The organism is Aurantiacibacter suaedae, assembly GCF_005434915.1.
Lineage (GTDB): Bacteria > Pseudomonadota > Alphaproteobacteria > Sphingomonadales > Sphingomonadaceae > Alteraurantiacibacter > Alteraurantiacibacter suaedae.
Genome location: NZ_SKCG01000001.1, coordinates 798,609 through 816,989, shown reverse-complemented (window position 1 = coordinate 816,989; position 18,381 = coordinate 798,609). Strand labels below are relative to the sequence as shown.

The 18,381-nt window shown below is 62.6% G+C and carries 13 protein-coding genes; 4 read left to right on the top strand and 9 right to left on the bottom strand.

Translation table 11 applies throughout. From position 1 onward, the window contains the following. The first annotated feature begins 49 nt into the window (after positions 1-49). Entirely contained in the window at positions 50-2,722 is a 2,673-nt protein-coding gene (alaS, locus tag E0473_RS03835) for an alanine--tRNA ligase (RefSeq protein WP_137679506.1), read from the top strand. On the opposite strand, the gene E0473_RS15490 is transcribed toward alaS, so the two are convergent. Then, positions 2,714-2,884 carry a hypothetical protein gene (locus tag E0473_RS15490; protein WP_162848937.1) on the bottom strand — a complete coding sequence of 57 codons (171 nt, stop codon included), beginning with the start codon at positions 2,882-2,884 and terminating at the stop codon, positions 2,714-2,716. The two genes, alaS and E0473_RS15490, sit on opposite strands and share 9 nt — an antisense overlap. Before the next feature lie 53 nt (positions 2,885-2,937). Then, positions 2,938-4,704: a cation:proton antiporter domain-containing protein gene (locus tag E0473_RS03830; protein WP_137679505.1), complete on the bottom strand. Its 1,767-nt coding sequence runs from the start codon at positions 4,702-4,704 to the stop codon at positions 2,938-2,940. A gap of 131 nt (positions 4,705-4,835) precedes the next feature. On the opposite strand from E0473_RS03830, the gene putP reads away from it, so the two are divergent. Next, positions 4,836-6,296, top strand: a complete 1,461-nt coding sequence (gene putP, locus E0473_RS03825; protein WP_137679504.1) for a sodium/proline symporter PutP — start codon at positions 4,836-4,838, stop codon at positions 6,294-6,296. A 9-nt stretch (positions 6,297-6,305) separates the two neighbouring features. Here putP and E0473_RS03820 read toward each other — a convergent pair whose 3' ends face one another. The 6 genes from E0473_RS03820 to E0473_RS03795 all read right to left on the bottom strand — a co-directional run bounded on the left by E0473_RS03820 (position 6,306) and on the right by E0473_RS03795 (position 15,539). Then, positions 6,306-7,910 (bottom strand): bifunctional GNAT family N-acetyltransferase/carbon-nitrogen hydrolase family protein, encoded by a 1,605-nt coding sequence (locus E0473_RS03820; RefSeq protein ID WP_137679503.1) that lies wholly within the window; start codon positions 7,908-7,910, stop codon positions 6,306-6,308. A gap of 100 nt (positions 7,911-8,010) precedes the next feature. Beyond that, entirely contained in the window at positions 8,011-9,240 is a 1,230-nt protein-coding gene (locus E0473_RS03815; RefSeq protein WP_137679502.1) for an NADP-dependent isocitrate dehydrogenase, read from the bottom strand. Between the two features lie 112 nt (positions 9,241-9,352). Beyond that, the gene (locus E0473_RS03810; RefSeq protein ID WP_137680043.1) at positions 9,353-10,204 is read right to left on the bottom strand and encodes an NAD(P)H-dependent flavin oxidoreductase; all 852 of its coding nucleotides are present in this window, start codon (positions 10,202-10,204) and stop codon (positions 9,353-9,355) included. A gap of 56 nt (positions 10,205-10,260) precedes the next feature. Then, entirely contained in the window at positions 10,261-12,051 is a 1,791-nt protein-coding gene (locus tag E0473_RS03805) for an acyl-CoA dehydrogenase C-terminal domain-containing protein (RefSeq protein WP_137679501.1), read from the bottom strand. Positions 12,052-12,063: 12 nt separating this feature from the next. Further along, positions 12,064-14,406, bottom strand: a complete 2,343-nt coding sequence (locus tag E0473_RS03800; protein ID WP_137679500.1) for a 3-hydroxyacyl-CoA dehydrogenase/enoyl-CoA hydratase family protein — start codon at positions 14,404-14,406, stop codon at positions 12,064-12,066. Next, positions 14,406-15,539, bottom strand: coding sequence for a thiolase family protein (locus tag E0473_RS03795; RefSeq protein WP_137679499.1), 1,134 nt, complete (start codon positions 15,537-15,539; stop codon positions 14,406-14,408). Before E0473_RS03795 ends, E0473_RS03800 begins: the two co-directional genes overlap by 1 nt. Positions 15,540-15,692: 153 nt before the next feature. Here E0473_RS03795 and E0473_RS03790 point away from each other — a divergent pair, with 153 nt between their 5' ends. Continuing rightward, entirely contained in the window at positions 15,693-17,402 is a 1,710-nt protein-coding gene (locus E0473_RS03790) for a long-chain-fatty-acid--CoA ligase (protein ID WP_137679498.1), read from the top strand. Further along, complete coding sequence (locus E0473_RS03785) at positions 17,399-17,806, top strand: MerR family transcriptional regulator (protein ID WP_137679497.1); 408 nt, start codon at positions 17,399-17,401, stop codon at positions 17,804-17,806. The genes E0473_RS03790 and E0473_RS03785 overlap by 4 nt, the downstream gene beginning before the upstream one ends. On the opposite strand, the gene E0473_RS03780 is transcribed toward E0473_RS03785, so the two are convergent. Then, a complete protein-coding gene (locus E0473_RS03780; RefSeq protein WP_241657369.1) occupies positions 17,720-18,058 on the bottom strand; it encodes an AlpA family phage regulatory protein in 339 nt (112 codons plus the stop codon). The two genes, E0473_RS03785 and E0473_RS03780, sit on opposite strands and share 87 nt — an antisense overlap. Positions 18,059-18,381: the final 323 nt, after the last annotated feature.

Sequence of the window (18,381 nt, the reverse complement as noted above, 5' to 3'; positions counted from 1 at the left end):
TGTGCGTAACACGCTTGTCGAGCAGGCGAACAGGCCCTAATTCGACGCCATGCAATCGACCAACGACATTCGCCGCGCGTTTCTCGACTACTTCGCGGCCAACGATCACACGGTTGTGCCTTCGGCACCGCTGGTTCCCTATAACGATCCCTCGTTGATGTTCGTCAACGCGGGGATGGTGCCGTTCAAAAACGTCTTCACCGGGCTGGAGACACCGCCTGCACCGCGCGCGACCAGCAGTCAGAAGTGCGTGCGCGCCGGGGGCAAGCACAACGATCTCGATAATGTCGGCTACACCGCGCGCCACCTCACGCTGTTCGAGATGCTCGGCAATTTCAGCTTCGGCGACTACTTCAAGGAACGCGCGATCGAACTGGCCTGGGGCATGGTCACGCGCGAGCTGGGTCTGGATCCCGAGCGGTTGCTGGTGACCGTCTATCACACCGACGATCAGGCGGCCGAGCTGTGGCGCAAGATTGCGGGGCTGCCTGACGAGCGGATCATTCGCATCGCCACGAAGGACAATTTCTGGGCCATGGGCTCTGATGGCCCCTGCGGCCCCAGTTCGGAAATCTTCTGGGACCATGGGCCGCAGGTCGCTGGCGGGCCGCCGGGATCGCCCGATGAAGATGGCGACCGCTTTGTGGAGATCTGGAATCTCGTGTTCATGCAGCACATTCAGGAAGCCGACGCGATCGTCGGCGACCTGCCGCGGCCTTCGATCGACACCGGCATGGGCCTCGAACGCATTTCGACCGTGCTTCAGGGCGTGCATAACGTATTCGAGACCGACACCTTCCGCGCGCTGATCGAGGCCAGCGAAGACTTGGTGAAGGCAAAGGCTGAGGGCGAGCAAATCGCCAGCCACCGCGTGATTGCGGATCACCTGCGCTCGACCAGTTTTCTGATCGCTGATGGCGTGCTGCCTTCTAATGAGGGACGCGGCTATGTCCTGCGCCGCATCATGCGCCGCGCCATGCGTCATGCCCACCTGCTCGGTGCCGACCGTCCGCTGATGCACCGGCTCGTACCCGCGCTCGTCACGGAAATGGGGCAGGCTTACCCCGAGCTGTCGCGCGCGCAGGCGCTGATCACCGAGGTGCTCGAACGCGAGGAAACGCGCTTCCGGCAGACGTTGGAAAAGGGCCTGCGCCTGCTTGACGACGAAGTTGCCACGCTTGGCAAAGGCGCGGACCTGCCCGGCGAGGCGGCCTTCAAGCTCTACGACACTTACGGGTTCCCTTATGATTTGACCGAGGACGCGCTGCGTTCGCGCGGCATTGGCGTTGATCGCGAAGGCTTCGATGCGGCGATGGCGCAGCAGAAGGCGGCTGCGCGTGCGGCGTGGAAGGGCTCTGGCGCAGCGGCTGATAGCGAGGTCTGGTTCGACGTGGTCGAGCGCGAAGGCGCGACCGAGTTTACCGGCTATACCGCCGATAAAGGCGAAGGCCGCGTGGTCGCCCTGGTGGTCGATGGCAAGGAGTTCGCAAGCGCCGATGCGGGGCAGGAGGTGATCCTGCTCACCAACCAGACGCCGTTCTATGGCGAGAGCGGCGGGCAGTCGGGCGATGCCGGGGTCGTGACTGGTGACAATGGTCTCAAGATCGCCATCACCGACACCTCCAAGCCGCTCGGGCGACTGCACGCGATGCACGGCACAATCGAGGCCGGGCAAATCAACGTGGGGGACACGGTTCACCTCGCGGTCGATGTCGAGCGGCGCGATGCGATAAGGGCGAACCACTCGGCCACGCACCTTGTTCATACGGCGTTGCGCAATCAGCTTGGTGAGCACGTGACGCAGAAAGGCTCGCTGGTGGCGGCGGAGCGGCTGCGCTTCGACTTCTCGCATCCCAAACCTCTCACCCCCGAGGACATCTCCGCAATCGAGGCCGAGGTCAATGCGCAGATTCGTGCCAACAACGAGGTCACGACCCGATTGATGAGCCCCGACGAGGCCATCGAAGCCGGGGCCATGGCGCTATTCGGCGAGAAGTACGGCGACGAAGTGCGTGTGCTCTCGATGGGCCAAGACAATTTTGGCGGATCGGGCCGGACTTATTCGGTCGAACTGTGCGGCGGAACCCATGTTCGCGCGACGGGCGATATTGCGCTGTTCCGCATCGTTTCGGAAAGCGCCGTTTCCTCAGGCGTGCGACGGATCGAGGCGCTGACCGGCGAGGCGGCGCGCCAGTGGGTAGTCGGCCGCGAGGAGGCTTTGAAGGCGGTAGCGACTACACTTCGCACGTCGCCTGACGAGGTCGAAGAGCGGGTTGCCGCCCTAGTGGATGAGCGCAAGCGGCTCGAACGTGAGCTGGCAGACGCGAAGAAACAATTGGCGCTTGGCGGGGGCGGTGCTGCCGGTGCCGCGCGAGCTGCCGACGAAAACATCGGCGGCGTCGCCTTTTCAGGGCAAGTGCTGCAGGGGTTGAATCCTAAAGAGCTGCGCGGTCTGCTCGACGAAGCCAAGGGCCGGATGGGTTCGGGCGTTGCTGCGATCTGCGCGGTCAACGATGGCAAGGCAGCTTTTGCCGCCGCCGTTACCGATGATCTCACCGATCGCTTTAGCGCCGTCGATTTGGTGCGGGCTGGCGTTGAAGCAATTGGTGGCAAGGGCGGCGGCGGTCGCCCAGATATGGCGCAGGGGGGTGGGCCGGACGGCGGCAAGGCGGATGATGCCATTGCCGCCGTGCGCGCACTTTTGTCTAAAAGCTCAGCCTGATCGGTGTTGGGCGGAGCGGCGACGATCACCCTCGCTGCCACGCGGCACGTCCTTCATGTCGCGCTCGTTCTGACCGCCTGATGGGCTTCCATCTGCCACGTTCTGCGGCTTGAATTTCTCATCGTTGCGGGTCGGCTTGGTGGGATCTTTTTTGTCGCTCATGCGAACCTCCTTTCTGCATCAACGCATGGAAGGAGGTGAGGTATCCCGCGCGATCAACCGTTCGTCGTGCTCGTGCGCAGCTTCGGCTTTTCGGCCAAGTCGGCACCTTGCTGGATTTTCTCGCGCATCTCGTCCCGCTTTTCGTGGATAGAGGCAATCACCGGCCCCATCGGAACGCCGAGGTCGACCAGCGCCGCTTCGGACAACTGGAGCGAACTTTCCAGCGTTTCCGGCACTGCAGTGGTGGCACCACTGCGGTAGAGCTCGGCAGCGTGAACGCTGTCTCTCGCGCGCGCGATGATCGGCAGATCCGGGTGTTGTTCGCGCAGCTTGCGTACCAGTTGCTGCGCCAGCACATGTTCGTCCATGGTCAGAATCACCGCGGGGGCGGTGTCGATGCCGAGCTTGTCGAGCACATCGGCGCGCATGGCATTGCCGTAGACCGCGACATAGCCATCGCGGCGCGCATCCTGAACGAGGTCGGGGTTGGAATCGATGGCGATATAGGCCTTCTCGTGCCTGGCCAGCATCTGCGCCACCAGCCGTCCAACGCGACCTAGGCCGACGATCACCACATGCGGCGCGCGCGGGTTTTCATCGACTTCCTCCAGCGTTGGGGCCGGATCCATTCTCCCGGCAAGGTTCTTGCCGAGCAGCGCGAGCAGCGGGGTGACGGTGAGGCCGATCGCGGTCACGGTCTGCCAGAACTGGCCCACCTCGCGGCTCACCAGCGCAGCGCTGGTGGCGGCGGTCAGCACGATCAGTGTGGTTTCCGATGGGCTCGCCATTAGAATGCCGGTTTCGACCGAGGTGCTCGGCCGCGCGCCCATGAAGCGCAGCAACACCCCTGTCACCACGGCTTTCAGCAGCAGAATGCCGATTACGGCCAGCGCGATGGTGCCGAGGTTGTCCCACACCATCTTGAAGTCGATCCCCATGCCGACCGTGAGCAGGAATACGCCGAGCGCGAGGCCCTTGAACGGCTCCATGATCCCCTCAACCTCGTTGTGATACTCGGTCTCGGCGATCAGCAGGCCGGCAATCAGCGCACCAACGATGGGCGACAGGCCCACCGCAGTGGTGGCAAGGCTCGCCCCGATTACGACCAGCAGCGAGGCGGCGAGGAAGATCTCCGGGCTCTTCGTACGCGCGGCCTGGGCGAACAGGCGCGGCAACACCATGCGCCCGCCTACCATCATGATGAGCACGACAACCAGGCCCTGCCAGATCGTCGATAGCAGGCCCGCCATCCCGTCGGCCTCGGCATAGGGTGCCAGTGCGCCGAGCAGGAAGATAACCGGCACGATCATGATGTCTTCGAACAACAGCATCGACAGCGCGGCGCGGCCCACCGGCGAGGTGGTGCCCGAGATCGGCAGCACCAGCGCGGTCGAGGAAAAGGCGAGGGCGAGGCCCAGTGCCAGCGCGCCTGTCCAGTATTGCCCGGTGTAGTAAAGGATTGCGGTGATGAGCGCGCCGATCACCAGGATTTCAAGCGCGCCGAGCCCGAACACCAGCTTGCGCAACTGCCAAAGGCGTTTGAAGCTCAGTTCGAGCCCGATCGTGAACAGCAGCAGGATGATCCCGAATTCGGCAAAGGGCTCAAGGCCTTCCGGCTCCGATATGGTGATATGGTAGAGCCATGGATAAGCCTCCACCATACGCCCGAGGCCATAAGGGCCAACCAGCAGGCCGACGAGGATGAAGCCGATGATCGGTGTGATCCGGAAGCGCGCGAAAAGCGGGATCACGATCCCCGCAGCCCCCAGGATCACCAGCGCGTCGGACATCATTGGCGAAAGGTGGGCAGAACCATGCATGGTGCCGGTTATCGACAAAAGTACGTGACAGGACAACGACAATATTGCTGCATTGCGCAGGTGCGCGCAGCTTCCTGACGAATTTTGTTCTGAAGGGTGACAAAGTCGCCTGCATCCTTATGCAAGGGGCCATGCAGACGCCGACCCTCATTTCGCTCGCCCTGTATTTTGTTCTCATGCTCGGCATCGGCCTTTATGCCTGGCGCAAGTCGACAGAAGATTCCGAAGGCTATCTTCTGGGTGGCCGCAACCTGCCGCCAGCCGTTGCCGCGCTGTCGGCCGGGGCATCGGATATGTCCGGCTGGCTGCTACTGGGCCTGCCCGGCGCGCTCTATGTATCGGGTCTGGTCGAGGCATGGATCGGGATCGGCCTGTTTATCGGCGCGCTTGCCAACTGGCTGATCGTGGCCCCGCGTCTTCGCGAGCAGACCGTGTCTTACGGCAATTCGCTGACTATTCCGCAGTTCCTCGCCAATCGCTTTCCCGACAAGGCGACCGCGCTGCGCGTGGTTTCTGCGGTGATCGTGGTGCTGTTCTTCTCGGTTTATAGCGCGGCCGGGCTGGTCGGCGGCGGCAAGCTGTTCGCGGCAAGCTTTCTTGACGAGCCAATTCTCGGCATGAGCCCCTATATGGCTGGCGTCGTGCTTACCGCGGGCGTGGTGCTCGCCTATACGATGGTGGGCGGATTTCTCGCCGTGAGCCTGACCGACTTCGTGCAGGGCTGCATCATGGTGGTGGCGCTGGTGGTGATGCCGCTGGTCGTGCTGCTGGATGACGGGGCTGGAACGGTTGCCACAACCCTGCGCGACGTCGATCCCAATTTCCTCAGCTGGTTCGGTGGGCTTTCGGCCATCGGTTTCATTTCCGCGATTGCATGGGGGCTGGGCTATTTCGGCCAGCCACATATCATTGTGCGGTTCATGGCCGTGCGAGATGGCGGGATCAAAGCCGCGCGCAACATTGGCATGAGCTGGATGTTCGTGGCCCTTATCGGCGCACTGGGCGTGGGGATAGTTGGCCGCGCCCATGTCGAGCTGAATCCCGGCATCGAGCTGGCCGACCCGGAGACGATCTTCGTGCTGCTGGCGAACACGCTGTTCCACCCCTTCGTCACCGGCTTCCTGCTCGCCGCGCTGCTCGCCGCGATCATGAGCACGATCAGTTCGCAGCTGCTGGTCAGCTCCAGCTCGCTGACCGAAGACTTTTACCGGTTGTTCCTGCGCAAACAGGCGAGTGAGCGCGAGATGGTGAATGTCGGCCGCGTCTGCGTGCTGCTGGTCTCGGTTGCGGCGATTGCCATTGCTTCCGATCCCGACAGCGAGGTGCTTGGCCTCGTTTCGAACGCCTGGGCCGGGTTTGGCGCTGCCTTCGGCCCGCTGATCATCCTCTCGCTGATCTGGCGTGGGATGACGGGCGCAGGCGCTCTGGCCGGTCTGGTGACGGGAACGCTTGTGGTGATCGCATGGATCTTCTCGGGCGCTGCCGAAGCGACCGGCGTTTACGAGATCATCCCCGGCTTTGCTGCGGCATGGCTCGCCATCTGGCTGGTGAGCAAGGCCACCGCCAGAGACGCGACAACGGCCGCAGCCTGATAGAGCCGATTAGCCGCCGCCGGGGCCGTGGCCGCGGCGCGGCGCCGGGCCCTGAACATCGCCCGCACCCGCAGAGCCACCATCCTCGTTCCACTCGATGCGGTAGAGGTCGTGCCGCCGGTCGGCCAGGTTACGAACCGTGCCTTCGGCGCGTGCCCATGAGAGATCCGCAAGGTTCACGTCGCTGATGGTCAGCGTCTCGACGTTTTCGCTGGCCTCCGCGGCGATGCCGTCGCGTGCGAAGGGGAAGTCGCAGGGGGTAAGGATGCAGCTTTGGGCATACTGGATGTCCATATTGCCGACATTGGGCAGATTGCCGACATTGCCCGCCATCACCACGAAACACTGGTTCTCGATTGCGCGCGCGGCGGCGCAATAGCGCACCCGCATGTAGCCCTGGCGGCTGTCGGTGCAGAACGGCACGAAGATGATGCGCGCGCCTTGGTCAACAAGGCGGCGCGAAAGTTCGGGGAACTCGCTGTCGTAGCAGATCTGGATACCGATCGGGCCGCAGTCGGTCTGGATCACGTCGATCGAATCGCCGCCCTTGATGTTCCACCAATAAGCTTCGTTGGGGGTAGGGTGGATCTTCTCGCGCTCGTGGATCGAGCCGTCACGAAGGCACACGATGGCGATGTTGTGGATGTCGCCATCGTCCATGCGTGTGGGATGCGAGCCGCCGATGATGTTGATGTTGAACCTCAGCGCCATCTCCGACAGCGCCTCGCGGATGCGCGGAGTGTAGCGCGAGAGCAGCTCAATGCTTTCGAGCGGTGACAGTTCTTCTTCCTCCGCGCTCAGCAGCATCAGCGTGAAAAGCTCGGGAAGAAGGATGAAGTCTGCCTCGTAATCGCTTGCAACATCGACGAAATACCGGACCTGACGAATAAACTCATCGAAGTCCTTCACCGCGCGCGCCTGCAATTGGCAGACGGCGATACGGACGTTCTCGATCCCACGCGGGACGGATAGCTGCGCGCTTGCCTCCTGATCGACAAACGGGTTGCGCCACACCATCTGCACCGCGTTGCCGCGGCTGCGCGTGTCTTCCGGCAGGTAGCCGGGCAGCACGCCCAGCGGTTCGAACCCGTTGGCAAGCTGGAAGCGCAGCACCGGATCGTGGATTTTGCCGGCGACGACTTTTTCGAGATAGTCCTCGGCGCTTTCCACCCGGCGCCAGCTCTTGCGCAGGTTGGGCATCCGTCCGGCGAAAACGATGCCTTTGAGTTCGAGTTGTTCGGCGAGGAACCGGCGCTCTTCATAAAGCCGCCGCCCGATCCGCGTGCCGCGCACCTTGGGGTCCACGCACATTTCGTAGCCATAAAGCCAGTCGCCGGTGGCCTCGTGACGGCTGCCGTAGCCGTTGCCGGTGATCTCGTCCCACGTGTGCGGACGCAGCGCTTTTTCGCCGCTGATACGCATGGTGGCGCAATAGCCGACCAGCTTGTCGTCAAGCACGGCGACGAAGCAGCCCTCGGGGTAATTGTTGATCTGCCCGCGGATTTCGCCCTGTGTGTAGGGCACGAAGTCCTCGTAAACGCGCTTGGCGAGCGCGGCGATGCGGCGGACGTCGGCGGGCACGGCGGCGCGGACTTCGAGGCGGGCTTTGGTCATGCGGTCTCCTGTGACATGAAAAGGGGCGCGCGATCGCCGTCGCGCGCCCCGTTATCATAACTTCGCGGTCGGCAGGCCGTTCCGCGTGGCAAGGTTGGGATCAGCCCAGGCCCTGTGCCTTCATTTCGACTTCGAGCGCATCGACGATGGCTTCGAAGAACTGTTCGGTGGTCATCCAGCTCTGATTCGGGCCGATCAGGAGCGCGAGGTCCTTCGTCATCTTGCCCTTTTCCACGCACTCGATGCAGACGCGCTCGAGCGTTTCGGCGAAGGCGACCACTTCGGGAGTGTCGTCGAACTTGCCACGATACATCAGGCCGCGGGTCCATGCGAAGATCGAGGCGATCGGGTTGGTGCTGGTCGCCTTGCCCTGCTGGTGCTGGCGATAGTGGCGGGTCACGGTGCCGTGCGCGGCTTCGGCTTCCACCGTCTTGCCATCGGGCGCCATCAGCACGCTGGTCATAAGGCCGAGCGAGCCGAAGCCCTGCGCCACCACATCCGACTGCACGTCGCCGTCGTAGTTCTTGCAGGCCCAGATGAACTTGCCGTTCCACTTGAGCGCGGCAGCCACCATGTCATCGATCAGCCGGTGTTCGTACCAGATCTTGGCTTCCTCGAACTTCTCCTTGAAGCCCTCGGTGTCGAACACTTCCTGGAACAGGTCCTTGAAGCGGCCATCGTACTTTTTCATGATGGTGTTCTTGGTCGACAGATACACGGGCCAGCCACGATCAAGGCCGTAGTTGAAGCTGGCGCGCGCGAAGTCGCGGATGGACTCGTCGTGGTTGTACATCGAGACCGCCACGCCGGGCTGGTCGAAGGTGTGAACGAGGAGGTCGATTTCCTTGCCGTCCTCGCCCTCGAACACCATGCGCAGCTTGCCCGCGCCGGGGATCAGGGTGTCGGTGGCGCGATACTGATCGCCGAAGGCATGACGGCCGACGACGATCGGGTCGGTCCAGCCGGGCACCAGGCGCGGCACGTTGTCGATCACGATCGGCTCGCGGAAAATGGTGCCGCCAAGGATGTTGCGGATCGTGCCGTTGGGCGAACGCCACATCTGCTTGAGGTCGAACTCCTCGACGCGGGCCTCGTCCGGGGTAATGGTGGCGCACTTAACGCCCACGCCATATTCCTTGATCGCATTTGCGGCGTCGACGGTAATCTGATCGTCGGTCTCGTCACGCTTTTCGACCGAGAGGTCGTAATACTTCAGGTCAACGTCGAGATAGGGGAGGATCAGCCGTTCGCGGATCCATTGCCAGATGATCTTCGTCATCTCGTCGCCGTCGATCTCCACGATCGGGTTGATTACCTTGATTTTGGCCATGAACTGTCCCTGCCTCTAGCGAATGTTTGCGGAAAAGTGATTTGGCGAGCCTCTTAAGGGCGCGCGGGCGCGAGCGCAAGCGGAGCCGGGATCAGTCTCTTGAGCTTGCGAATTACTCGCAGAAGGCTGCGCGCGCTGCCCGATATTCCGCGATAAGCTGCTCGCAGATTGCGGAGGCAGGACGCACCGCGCGGGTGGCGCCGACACCGTGACCGGAGGACCAGATCGTCTTCCACGCGCGGGCCTCGTCGTTGAGCGTCATCTCGCCGTGGCCGTCGGGCAGGGTGGCATCGGCCAGGCTTGGAGCGAGAAAGTTGGCACCGACGCCAGTTACCTTGTCGGTATAGGTGATGTCCTTGGCGCCGGAGGCGATCATCATCCGCTTTTGCGCGTCGCCCGCCATGCTTTCGGCGGCGGCGATAAAGTGCGAGCCGAGATAGCCGAACTGCGCCCCCATCATCTGCGCGGCGGCCACGTGCCGTCCGTGGCTCATGGCGCCCGAGAGAATCAGCGGCCCGTCGAAGACCTCGCGGATCTCGCTCAGCAGCGAGAAAGGGCTCAGCGTGCCCGCGTGTCCGCCAGCTCCGGCGGCGACGCCGATAATTCCGTCGACGCCAGCCTCGGCGGCCTTCTCGGCGTGGCGGCGCTGAACTACGTCGTGAAACACAAGTCCGCCGTAGGAATGGACCGCCGCCACCAGATCGGGCACTGCTCCGAGTGAGGTGATGACCAGCGGCACCTTGTGCTTCACACAGATCTCAAGGTCAGCCTCGACGCGCGGGTTCGACTTGTGGACGATCAGGTTGACGCCAAAGGGCGCAGCATCCGGCCCGCACCGTTCTTCGATGTCGTAGAGCCATTCGTCGAACCCGGCGCTGGAGCGCTGGTTCAACGCGGGAAAGGTGCCCGCAAGGCCCGCCTTGCAGCATTCCACCACCAGATCAGGCCCCGAGACAAGAAACATCGGCGCAACGATGGCGGGTATCGCCAGTCGCTGCGCAAACGCCTCTACCTTCGCGTTCAAAACGCGTCCTCGGGCAGCTCCATCATGCTCGCCTTGCCGCTCTTGATCGCCATGAACTGCGCCGTGGCGACGGGCAGCAGACGGTCGAAGAAGAACTGCGCGGTGGTGAGCTTGGCCTTGTAGAAGGCCTCTTCCGAACTGCCCTCGGCCAGCTTGGCATGGGCGACCTTGGCTGCCTTCGCGAAGCAGTAGCCCATGGCGACGAAGCCGAGTAGGCGCAGGTAGTCGCTCGCCGCCGCAGCCGCTTCCTCGGGATCTTTCAGTCCCTTCTGCGCGATGTGCCCGGTCGAAAGCTGAAGCGCGCCGAAGCTTTGCTGCAGCGAGCCGACCAGCTTGCCGATATCGGCATCGGCGGCATGGTCCTCGCAGAACTGTGAGACCGGGTGGAAGAAGCTGCGCAGATTGCGGCCCATCCGGTGCGGCAGCTTGCGGCCCACGAGGTCAAGCGCCTGAATGCCGTTGGTGCCCTCGTAAATCTGGGCGATCCGCGCATCGCGTGCGAACTGCTCGACGCCCGATTCCTGAATGTAACCATGCCCGCCATAGACCTGTACCGCCAGTTGCGCACTTTCGTGGCCAAGATCGGTGAACAGGGCTTTGACAACCGGCGTCATCAGCGCAACGAAATCGGTCGCCCGTTCGCGCGCCTCGGGTTCACGCGCCGAATGCGAGGCATCGAGCGCGCGGCTGACCCATGCGGACAGGGCGCGGCAGCCCTCGTTATAGGCGCGCATCGTCATTAGCATACGACGCACGTCGGGGTGGACGATGATCGGATCGGCCGGACCATCCGGGTTCTTTACACCCGACAGCGAACGGCCCTGCAAGCGGTCCTTCGCGTAGTAGACAGCGGACTGGTAGGCGATTTCGCCCACGCCAAGGCCCTGAATGCCCACGGCCACGCGCTCGGTGTTCATCATCGTGAACATCGCTTCGAGCCCCTTGTTTGGCTCGCCGACCATCCATCCCTTCGAGCCATCGAAGCTCATCTGGCAGGTGGCCGAAGCCTTCAGGCCCATCTTGTGCTCGATCGCGGTCGGCCCGGCCTTGTTGTGATCGCCCGGTTCGCCATCGGCGTTGGGCAGGTACTTTGGCACGAGGAACATCGAGATGCCTTTCACGCCGGCAGGGGCGTCTGGCAGGCGGGCCAGCACGAGATGCACGATGTTGGAGGTGAGGTCATGGTCTCCGGCGGAGATGAAGATCTTGTTGCCGGTGACGAGGAAGCTGCCGTCGTCCTGCGGTTCGGCCTTGGTGCGCAACATGCCCAGATCGGTGCCGCAGTGCGATTCGGTGAGACACATGGTGCCCGACCATTCGCCATTGGCCATTTTGGGCAGGTAGAATTGCTTCAACTCGTCGCTGCCGTGCGCTTCCAGCGCGACCATCGCGCCGTTGGTGAGGCCGGGGTAGAGCCCGAAGGAGAGGTTTGCCGAACAGGTCATCTCCTCGACCATCTTGCCCAGCGCGTGGGGCGCATTCTGGCCGCCCCACTCTTCGGCAACGCCAAGCCCGGCCCAGCCGCCTTCGCAGAACTGCCTATAGGCATCCTGAAAGCCCTTCGGCGTAGAGACGGTGCCGTTTTCGAGTTTGCAGCCTTCCTGATCGCCCGACCAGTTGATCGGCAGCAGCACTTCCTTGCACAGCTTGCCAGCTTCTTCGAGAATGGCAGTGGTCACATCGGAATCGAAATCCTCGAACCCTTCGACATCGCCAAAGCCATCGTCGTTGTGCAGCTCTTCGAGCACGAAGCGCATGTCGCGAATGGGGGCCTCATAGACTTGCATCGCGTCTCTCCCTTAGTTCCTGAGCGGCTTGCCGGTTTCGAGCATGTGCTCGACCCGTGCCTGCGAATTCGGATTGCGGACCAGCCGCATGAAGCCTTCGAATTCCAGCTTCAGCAGCTGATCTTCGGTGACGACTTCGGTCGGATCGGTGTCGCCGCCGGTGAGCACGTAGGCCAGCTCTTCGGCGACAACCTCGTCATGCGGGGTGGCGATGCCGCGTTTGCGGAAACCGTTAACCGCCAGCTTGAGCGCCGCGCGGCCTGATGCTCCGGGCAGGCGGAACTCGGGCTTTTCGGGCGGCTGGTAGCCGTCGGCCATGCTTAGCGCGCGTTGCTTGGCATCGAACAGCAGCCGGTCGCGGTTCATGGTGATCTGGTCGCTGGGCCGCACAAAGCCCAGCTCCTTGGCCTCGGCGGCGCTCTTGGCAACCGTGGCGGTGGAGACGATTTCGAACACCTTGCTAACGGCCGCCATTGGCCCCTTGGGATGGCGCGGATTGTCGATCCAGCGTTCGAGCATCTCGCCGCAGCCGCCCCAGCCGGGGATGATGCCGACACCTGTTTCGACGAGGCCGATATAGGTCTCGGCATGAGGCTGGATCGCGTCCGAGTTGAGGCAGACCTCGCAGCCGCCGCCAAGCGCAAGCCCAGTGGGCGCAGCGACAACAGGGAAGGGCGCATACTTTAGCGCCTTCAGCGCGGCCTGCCCGCCCTTGACCAGTTTTTCGACCTCGCTCCACGCCGCGATGTTCATCGCGAAGATTGCCAGGCCAAGGTTCGCACCCGCCGAGAAAGCCGGACCTTCGTTGTAAACCACCAGCGCCTTGAAGTCCTTCGCGACCACGGGAACGGCCTGCTGGATCAGCTTCATGACATCGCCTTCGAGCGTGTTCATCTTGCCGGTGAACTCGAGACAGGCGACTCCATCGCCTACGTCCCACAGTGCGGCGGAGCCATTCTTAATGATCGGCTCGGCAGAGAGCTTGATGTCCTCCAGCAGCAGCACGCCCTCGGGACGCACCACATCGTGATACTCGCCATCGGTGCCGAAATACTGGCGCTTGCCGTTCTCGACCCGGTAGAACGTACCGTCGCCCACCTGTTCGAGCAGCGGCGGCACTGGCAGGCCGTCGGCCTTCAGCCGCTCGACCAGCTTGGCCGCGCCGATCTTGTCGATCATCTCGAACGGGCCGGACTTCCAGTTGTAGCCCAACTTCATCGCGTCATCGACGCCGACGATGGCCTTCGTCGCCTCAGGCACGATGGAGGCGGAATAGGAGAGGGTGGGGCCGAGAATGGCCCAGGCATAGTCGCCGACCTTGCCCGGGATGGAGATCAGCTTGGCGAGATTGCCCTTGGCCGCCGAACCGCGCACCACGCTCGATCCGCGCGCGGCGGAGTATTCGCCTGACTTGAGGTCGATCGCTTCCTTGACCTTGCCACCGTCCTCGCGGTTGATGCGGTAGAACCCGCCCTTGCCCTTGCGGCCGGTGTAGCCTTCGCCAATCAGCTTTTCGATCAGCGCCTCGCTGCGGGCGATCTTCTGGTAGGGATCGTCGGCGGGCAGGGTGCTGGTGAGGCTCTTCTGGAGATAGGGCATGAGGTCGAGCCCGATCAGGTCGATCAGGCCGAAAATGCCGGTCTTGGGAACGCCCATCGGTTTGCCACCAATGGCGTCGGCGTCTTCGATGGAAATTTCCATATCGAAGGCAGCGTTTACCGCGGCTTGAATCCAGAAGGTGCCGATGCGGTTGGCGATAAAGCCGGGCGAATCCTCGCAATCGACCGGCGTCTTGCCGAGTTTGCGGTCAGCGAAATCGCTCACCTTGGCGACGGTGGCAGGATCGCTCTGCGGGCCCGCCACGATCTCGATCAGCCGCATGTAGCGCGGCGGATTGAAGAAGTGGGTGATGAGGAAATCGCGCTTGAATTCATCCGAGCGCCCATCGGTCAGCTGGGCGAGCGGGATGGTCGAGGTGTTCGAACTCACCGCCGTGCCCGGCGTGCGGACCTTTTCCAGCTTCGCATACAATTCCTGCTTGATGTCGAGCCGTTCGATAATCGCTTCGATCACCCAGTCGCATGTCGCAACCTTGTCCAGATGGTCCTCGATATTGCCCGTCTCGACCAGCTTTGCCGCGCGCTTGCCCATGAAGGGGGCGGGGTCGGTCTTGAGCATCTTGGCAACCGCGCCTTCGGCGATGGCATTGCGGTTGTCACCATCCTTCGGAACGATGTCGAGCAGTAGCACCGGCACGCCCGCATTGGCGACTTGAGCGGCGATACCGGCGCCCATGGTGCCAGCACCGATCACGCAGACTTTCTTGATCTGCCCAGAAACGTTTGCGTCGCTCATTATTCGGCCTCCAGAATGGTGGCGATGCCCTGGCCGCCGCCGATGCATTGGGTGGCGAGCGCATATTTCTTGCCTTCCCGCTTCAGCAGCTGGGCGACCTTGCCGGTGATCCGCGCGCCGGTGGCGCCAAGCGGGTGCCCGATGGCAATCGCGCCGCCGTCGAGATTGATCTTCTCGGTGGGGATGCCGAGGTCGCCGATGCAGGCGAGCGACTGGCTGGAGAACGCCTCGTTCAGCTCCACGATGTCGATATCGTCGATGGTGAGGCCGGCGCGCTTGAGCGCTTTCTTGGTCGCTTCGACCGGGCCGATGCCCATGATCTCGGGTGCGCAGCCGGAAATGGCCATGCTCTTGATCTTGGCCAGCACCGGCAGGCCGTTGGCCTTGGCATAGTCTTCCGAGCAGACCAGCAGCGCGGCTGCGCCATCGGTCAGCGGCGAGGAGGTGCCTGCGGTCACACTGCCGTTCTCGTCAAAAGCGAGCTTCAGCCCGGCAAGGTCTTCCGCAGTGGTGCCGGGGCGGGGCGTGCCATCGACTTCGACCAGCCCATCGGCGGTCTCGATCGGTACGATTTCGTCCTTCAGTTTGCCCGCTTCTACGGCAGCACCCGCTTTCTTCTGGCTGGCGACAGCGAACTCTTCCTGCGCTGCGCGCGAGAGGTCATACTTCTTGGCCACGTTTTCGGCGGTGTCACCCATGCCGAGATAGGCGGCGCTGCGCTGGGCCAGTTCGGGGTTGGGCATCGGGTTGAACCCGGTCATCGGCACCCGGCTCATCGACTCGACGCCCGCGCAGATGAACACCTCTCCCGCGCCAAGCGCAATCTGGCCGGCAGCATAGTGGACCGCGCTCATTGAGGAGCCGCAGAAGCGGTTCATCGTGATCCCGCCGATCGACTGCGGCAGATCCGCCAGCAGCACCACGAGTCGGGCAAGGTTGAAGCCCTGCTCGCCTTCCGGGAAGGCACAGCCAAGCACCAGATCCTCGATATCCTCGGCCTTCACACCGGTACGCTCGATCAGGCCTTTGACGGTATTGGCGGCCAGATCGTCTGGGCGTACCTTCGCCAGTGCGCCGCGATAGGCGGGGTGGAAGGGCGAACGGACATATCCGGCGATAACAGCCTGGCTCATGGGAACGGTGCCTTTCTCTCTTCTCTCCAGCGCGATTGACCTTTTGCGCCGTTTTGTTACGATAAAGTTCAGAGACTGACGTATACGTCAAGCAGAACAAAATCAAGATGCGGTTTCGGCAATCTAACGCATCATAACGGGAAAGGGTGCCTGATGAACCAGGCTGAATCGGAAATCCTGCCGCTCGATACGAGCCGCATTCTCGACGCCTCCGGCGCCTTGCGCAAACGGGTTCTGACCGAAGCGCTCGATCATTCGGTGACGACCTATCCCGGCCGCATCGCGATAGATTTTCTCGGCCGCGAGTGGACCTATGCCGAACTGGGCGAGATGGTGGATCGGCTGGCGGGCGGGCTGGCCGATGCGGGGCTGGGCAAGGGTGATCGGCTCGGCATGTGCCTGCCCAACACGCCCTATTCGGTGATCGTCTATTACGCCGTCCTGCGGCTCGGCGCCATCGTGGTGAACCTTAATCCGCTCTATTCCGAACACGAACTTGAATTCCTGATTGCCGACTCGGGCGCGAAGATCATTGCCGTGCCCGATCTCGAAGCCTTGCACGGCAAGGTCGCCGCTGCTTACGGCAAGAGCGCTCTGGAACGCATTCTGCTGTGCCCGATGGCCGATGTGCTCCCGTTCTGGAAAGGGCTTGGCCTGCGCACACTGAAGCGCGGCGAGCTGGCGAAGAAGCGCGCCGGGATCGACTATCTCGACTATCGCCGCCTTGCCGCCCATGCGCCGCTTACCAAGCCAGCCGAGATCACGCCCGACGACGTAGCCGTGCTGCAATACACCGGCGGCACCACCGGCAGGCCCAAAGGCGCGATGCTTACCCATGCAGGCCTTGCGGCCAACTCGGCGCAGATGATCCTGCACGTTGGCAACGAGCGTGCGGTTCCGGAGCGCACGCTTGGCGTGCTGCCGCTGTTCCACGTGTTCGGGCTAACCTGCGTGCTCAATTTCGGGATCGACACTGCCAGCGAGCTGGTACTTCTCCCGCGCTTCGTGATGGACGAGGTGCTGGCGACAGTGAAACGCAAGCCGCCCACGCAGATTTTCGCGGTGCCCACAATCTACAACGCAATCGGCTCGCTGCCCGATAACAAGGTGCCCGATCTGTCGATGGTGCGCACCTCGATTTCGGGCGGAGCGCCGTTGCCGCTGGAAGTGCGCACCCAGTACGAACGGCGCACTGGCTCGCCGATCTCCGAAGGTTACGGCCTGACCGAAGCGTCCCCGATCATCACCTGCAACCCGTTGCTCGGACGCACGCCGGTTAAGGAGAATTCGGCCGGGCCCGCCTTTCCGCATACGATCATCGAGATCCGCAATCCGGACACGGGCGAATGCTGTGTGGCACCGGGCGAGCGCGGCGAGGTTTGCGCCCGCGGGATGCAACTTATGCGCGGCTACTGGAACCGCCCCGACGCCACCGAAACTGTCTTCATCGACGGCGCGCTGCGCACAGGCGATATCGGCTATCTCGACGAGGACGGCTATCTGTTCTTGGTCGACCGCATCAAGGACATCATCCTGTGCTCGGGCTATAACGTCTATCCGCGCATTATCGAGGATGCGGCCTATGAGCATCCGGCGGTGAAGGAAGCCGTTGCGATTGGCATTCCCGACGACTACCGCGGTGAGGCCCCGAAGCTGTTTATCGCCTTGCACGATGACATGGATCTTCCCGAATCCGAGCTTCACTCCTTCCTCAAGGACCGACTTAGCCCGATCGAAATGCCCGACGCTTACGAATTCCGCCCCGAACTGCCCAAGACTTTGGTCGGCAAGCTGGAGAAGAAGGAGCTGGTGGCTGAAGAGCGCGCCAAGGCCGCCGCGCGCAAGGCGGAGCAGGCGACGTGAGCGATTCGGGGCTTTCGGACGCGACCGCGCAGGACGAGGGTCTCAAGTCCATCGCCGAGGCGTCCGAGGAGCTTGGGGTGACCCAGCGCACCTTGCGTTTTTACGAGGACAAGGGGCTGATCCAGCCGCGCCGGGTGGGGGCGATGCGCGTCTATTCACGGCGCGAGATGGGGCGGATGCAACTGATCCTGCGCGGCAAGCGGCTGGGCTTCTCGATTCGCGAAATCGGCGAGTTTCTCTCGCTCTACGATACCGACCACGGCAAACAGAGCCAGATGCGTCATCTCGTGCAGCAGGTCGCGGATCGTCTCGAAGAGCTACGCCATCAGCGCGATGCGATCGACAAGACGATTGCCGAACTCGAAGTGATCGAGCATCAGGCGCGCGAACGCCTGTCTGATTAAATCGTCAACTTTTGCAGAGAATTGGTGCGAATGGTGGGCGTGGCAAGGATGAAATGGAGCCTGATTTCTATTAATTTTACGTAGGGTTCCGTTCTCAATCAGACCAATTTCCCATGCCTCTATCTCGCTGCTTTCCCATGATGCCGTGCGCGCATCGATCCTGCGTGGGCGGGGGAAGGTGCCCTCTTCCATCAATCGATAGATGGCCGAGCAGGTGAGGCCAGTTTCACACTCAATCTCTGTACGGCGCATCAGGCGACTTGGGGATGGAATCGTCATGGCCAATACTCTCTTTCAGAGAGTTCGCCTCGATCAAAATCCTGCTTCCAAGCGAAGGGCCCGACCGCAAAAGCGAGCATCAAGACCTCTTGCCTAACGTTTTTTCGGAATCGCTGGCGGCGACGGAGTTGTTCGAAGGTGAGGGGATAATGGCGCACAATTATCGGATGTCGCTTTCTGCCATAGCCTCAGTATTGCACTAGTGAGGCAAGGGTAGCCACATGGGGCGTTTGTGGTATGACTCATCACAAATGGTGAAGGTGGTCGTGTAGCCGAGCCTTCTCGTCTAAACGGCG

Excerpts from the sequence above, each read along its gene's own strand:
- E0473_RS15490 (WP_162848937.1), bottom strand. The coding sequence starts at position 2,884 with ATGAGCGACAAAAAAGATCCCACCAAGCCGACCCGCAACGATGAGAAA.
- alaS (WP_137679506.1), top strand. The coding sequence starts at position 50 with ATGCAATCGACCAACGACATTCGCCGCGCGTTTCTCGACTACTTCGCG.
- E0473_RS03815 (WP_137679502.1), bottom strand. The coding sequence starts at position 9,240 with ATGGCCAAAATCAAGGTAATCAACCCGATCGTGGAGATCGACGGCGAC.
- E0473_RS03790 (WP_137679498.1), top strand. The coding sequence starts at position 15,693 with ATGAACCAGGCTGAATCGGAAATCCTGCCGCTCGATACGAGCCGCATT.
- E0473_RS03810 (WP_137680043.1), bottom strand. The coding sequence starts at position 10,204 with ATGTTTCTTGTCTCGGGGCCTGATCTGGTGGTGGAATGCTGCAAGGCG.
- E0473_RS03820 (WP_137679503.1), bottom strand. The coding sequence starts at position 7,910 with ATGACCAAAGCCCGCCTCGAAGTCCGCGCCGCCGTGCCCGCCGACGTC.
- E0473_RS03795 (WP_137679499.1), bottom strand. The coding sequence starts at position 15,539 with ATGAGCCAGGCTGTTATCGCCGGATATGTCCGTTCGCCCTTCCACCCC.
- E0473_RS03780 (WP_241657369.1), bottom strand. The coding sequence starts at position 18,058 with ATGCGCCGTACAGAGATTGAGTGTGAAACTGGCCTCACCTGCTCGGCC.
- E0473_RS03830 (WP_137679505.1), bottom strand. The coding sequence starts at position 4,704 with ATGCATGGTTCTGCCCACCTTTCGCCAATGATGTCCGACGCGCTGGTG.
- E0473_RS03800 (WP_137679500.1), bottom strand. The coding sequence starts at position 14,406 with ATGAGCGACGCAAACGTTTCTGGGCAGATCAAGAAAGTCTGCGTGATC.
- putP (WP_137679504.1), top strand. The coding sequence starts at position 4,836 with ATGCAGACGCCGACCCTCATTTCGCTCGCCCTGTATTTTGTTCTCATG.
- E0473_RS03805 (WP_137679501.1), bottom strand. The coding sequence starts at position 12,051 with ATGCAAGTCTATGAGGCCCCCATTCGCGACATGCGCTTCGTGCTCGAA.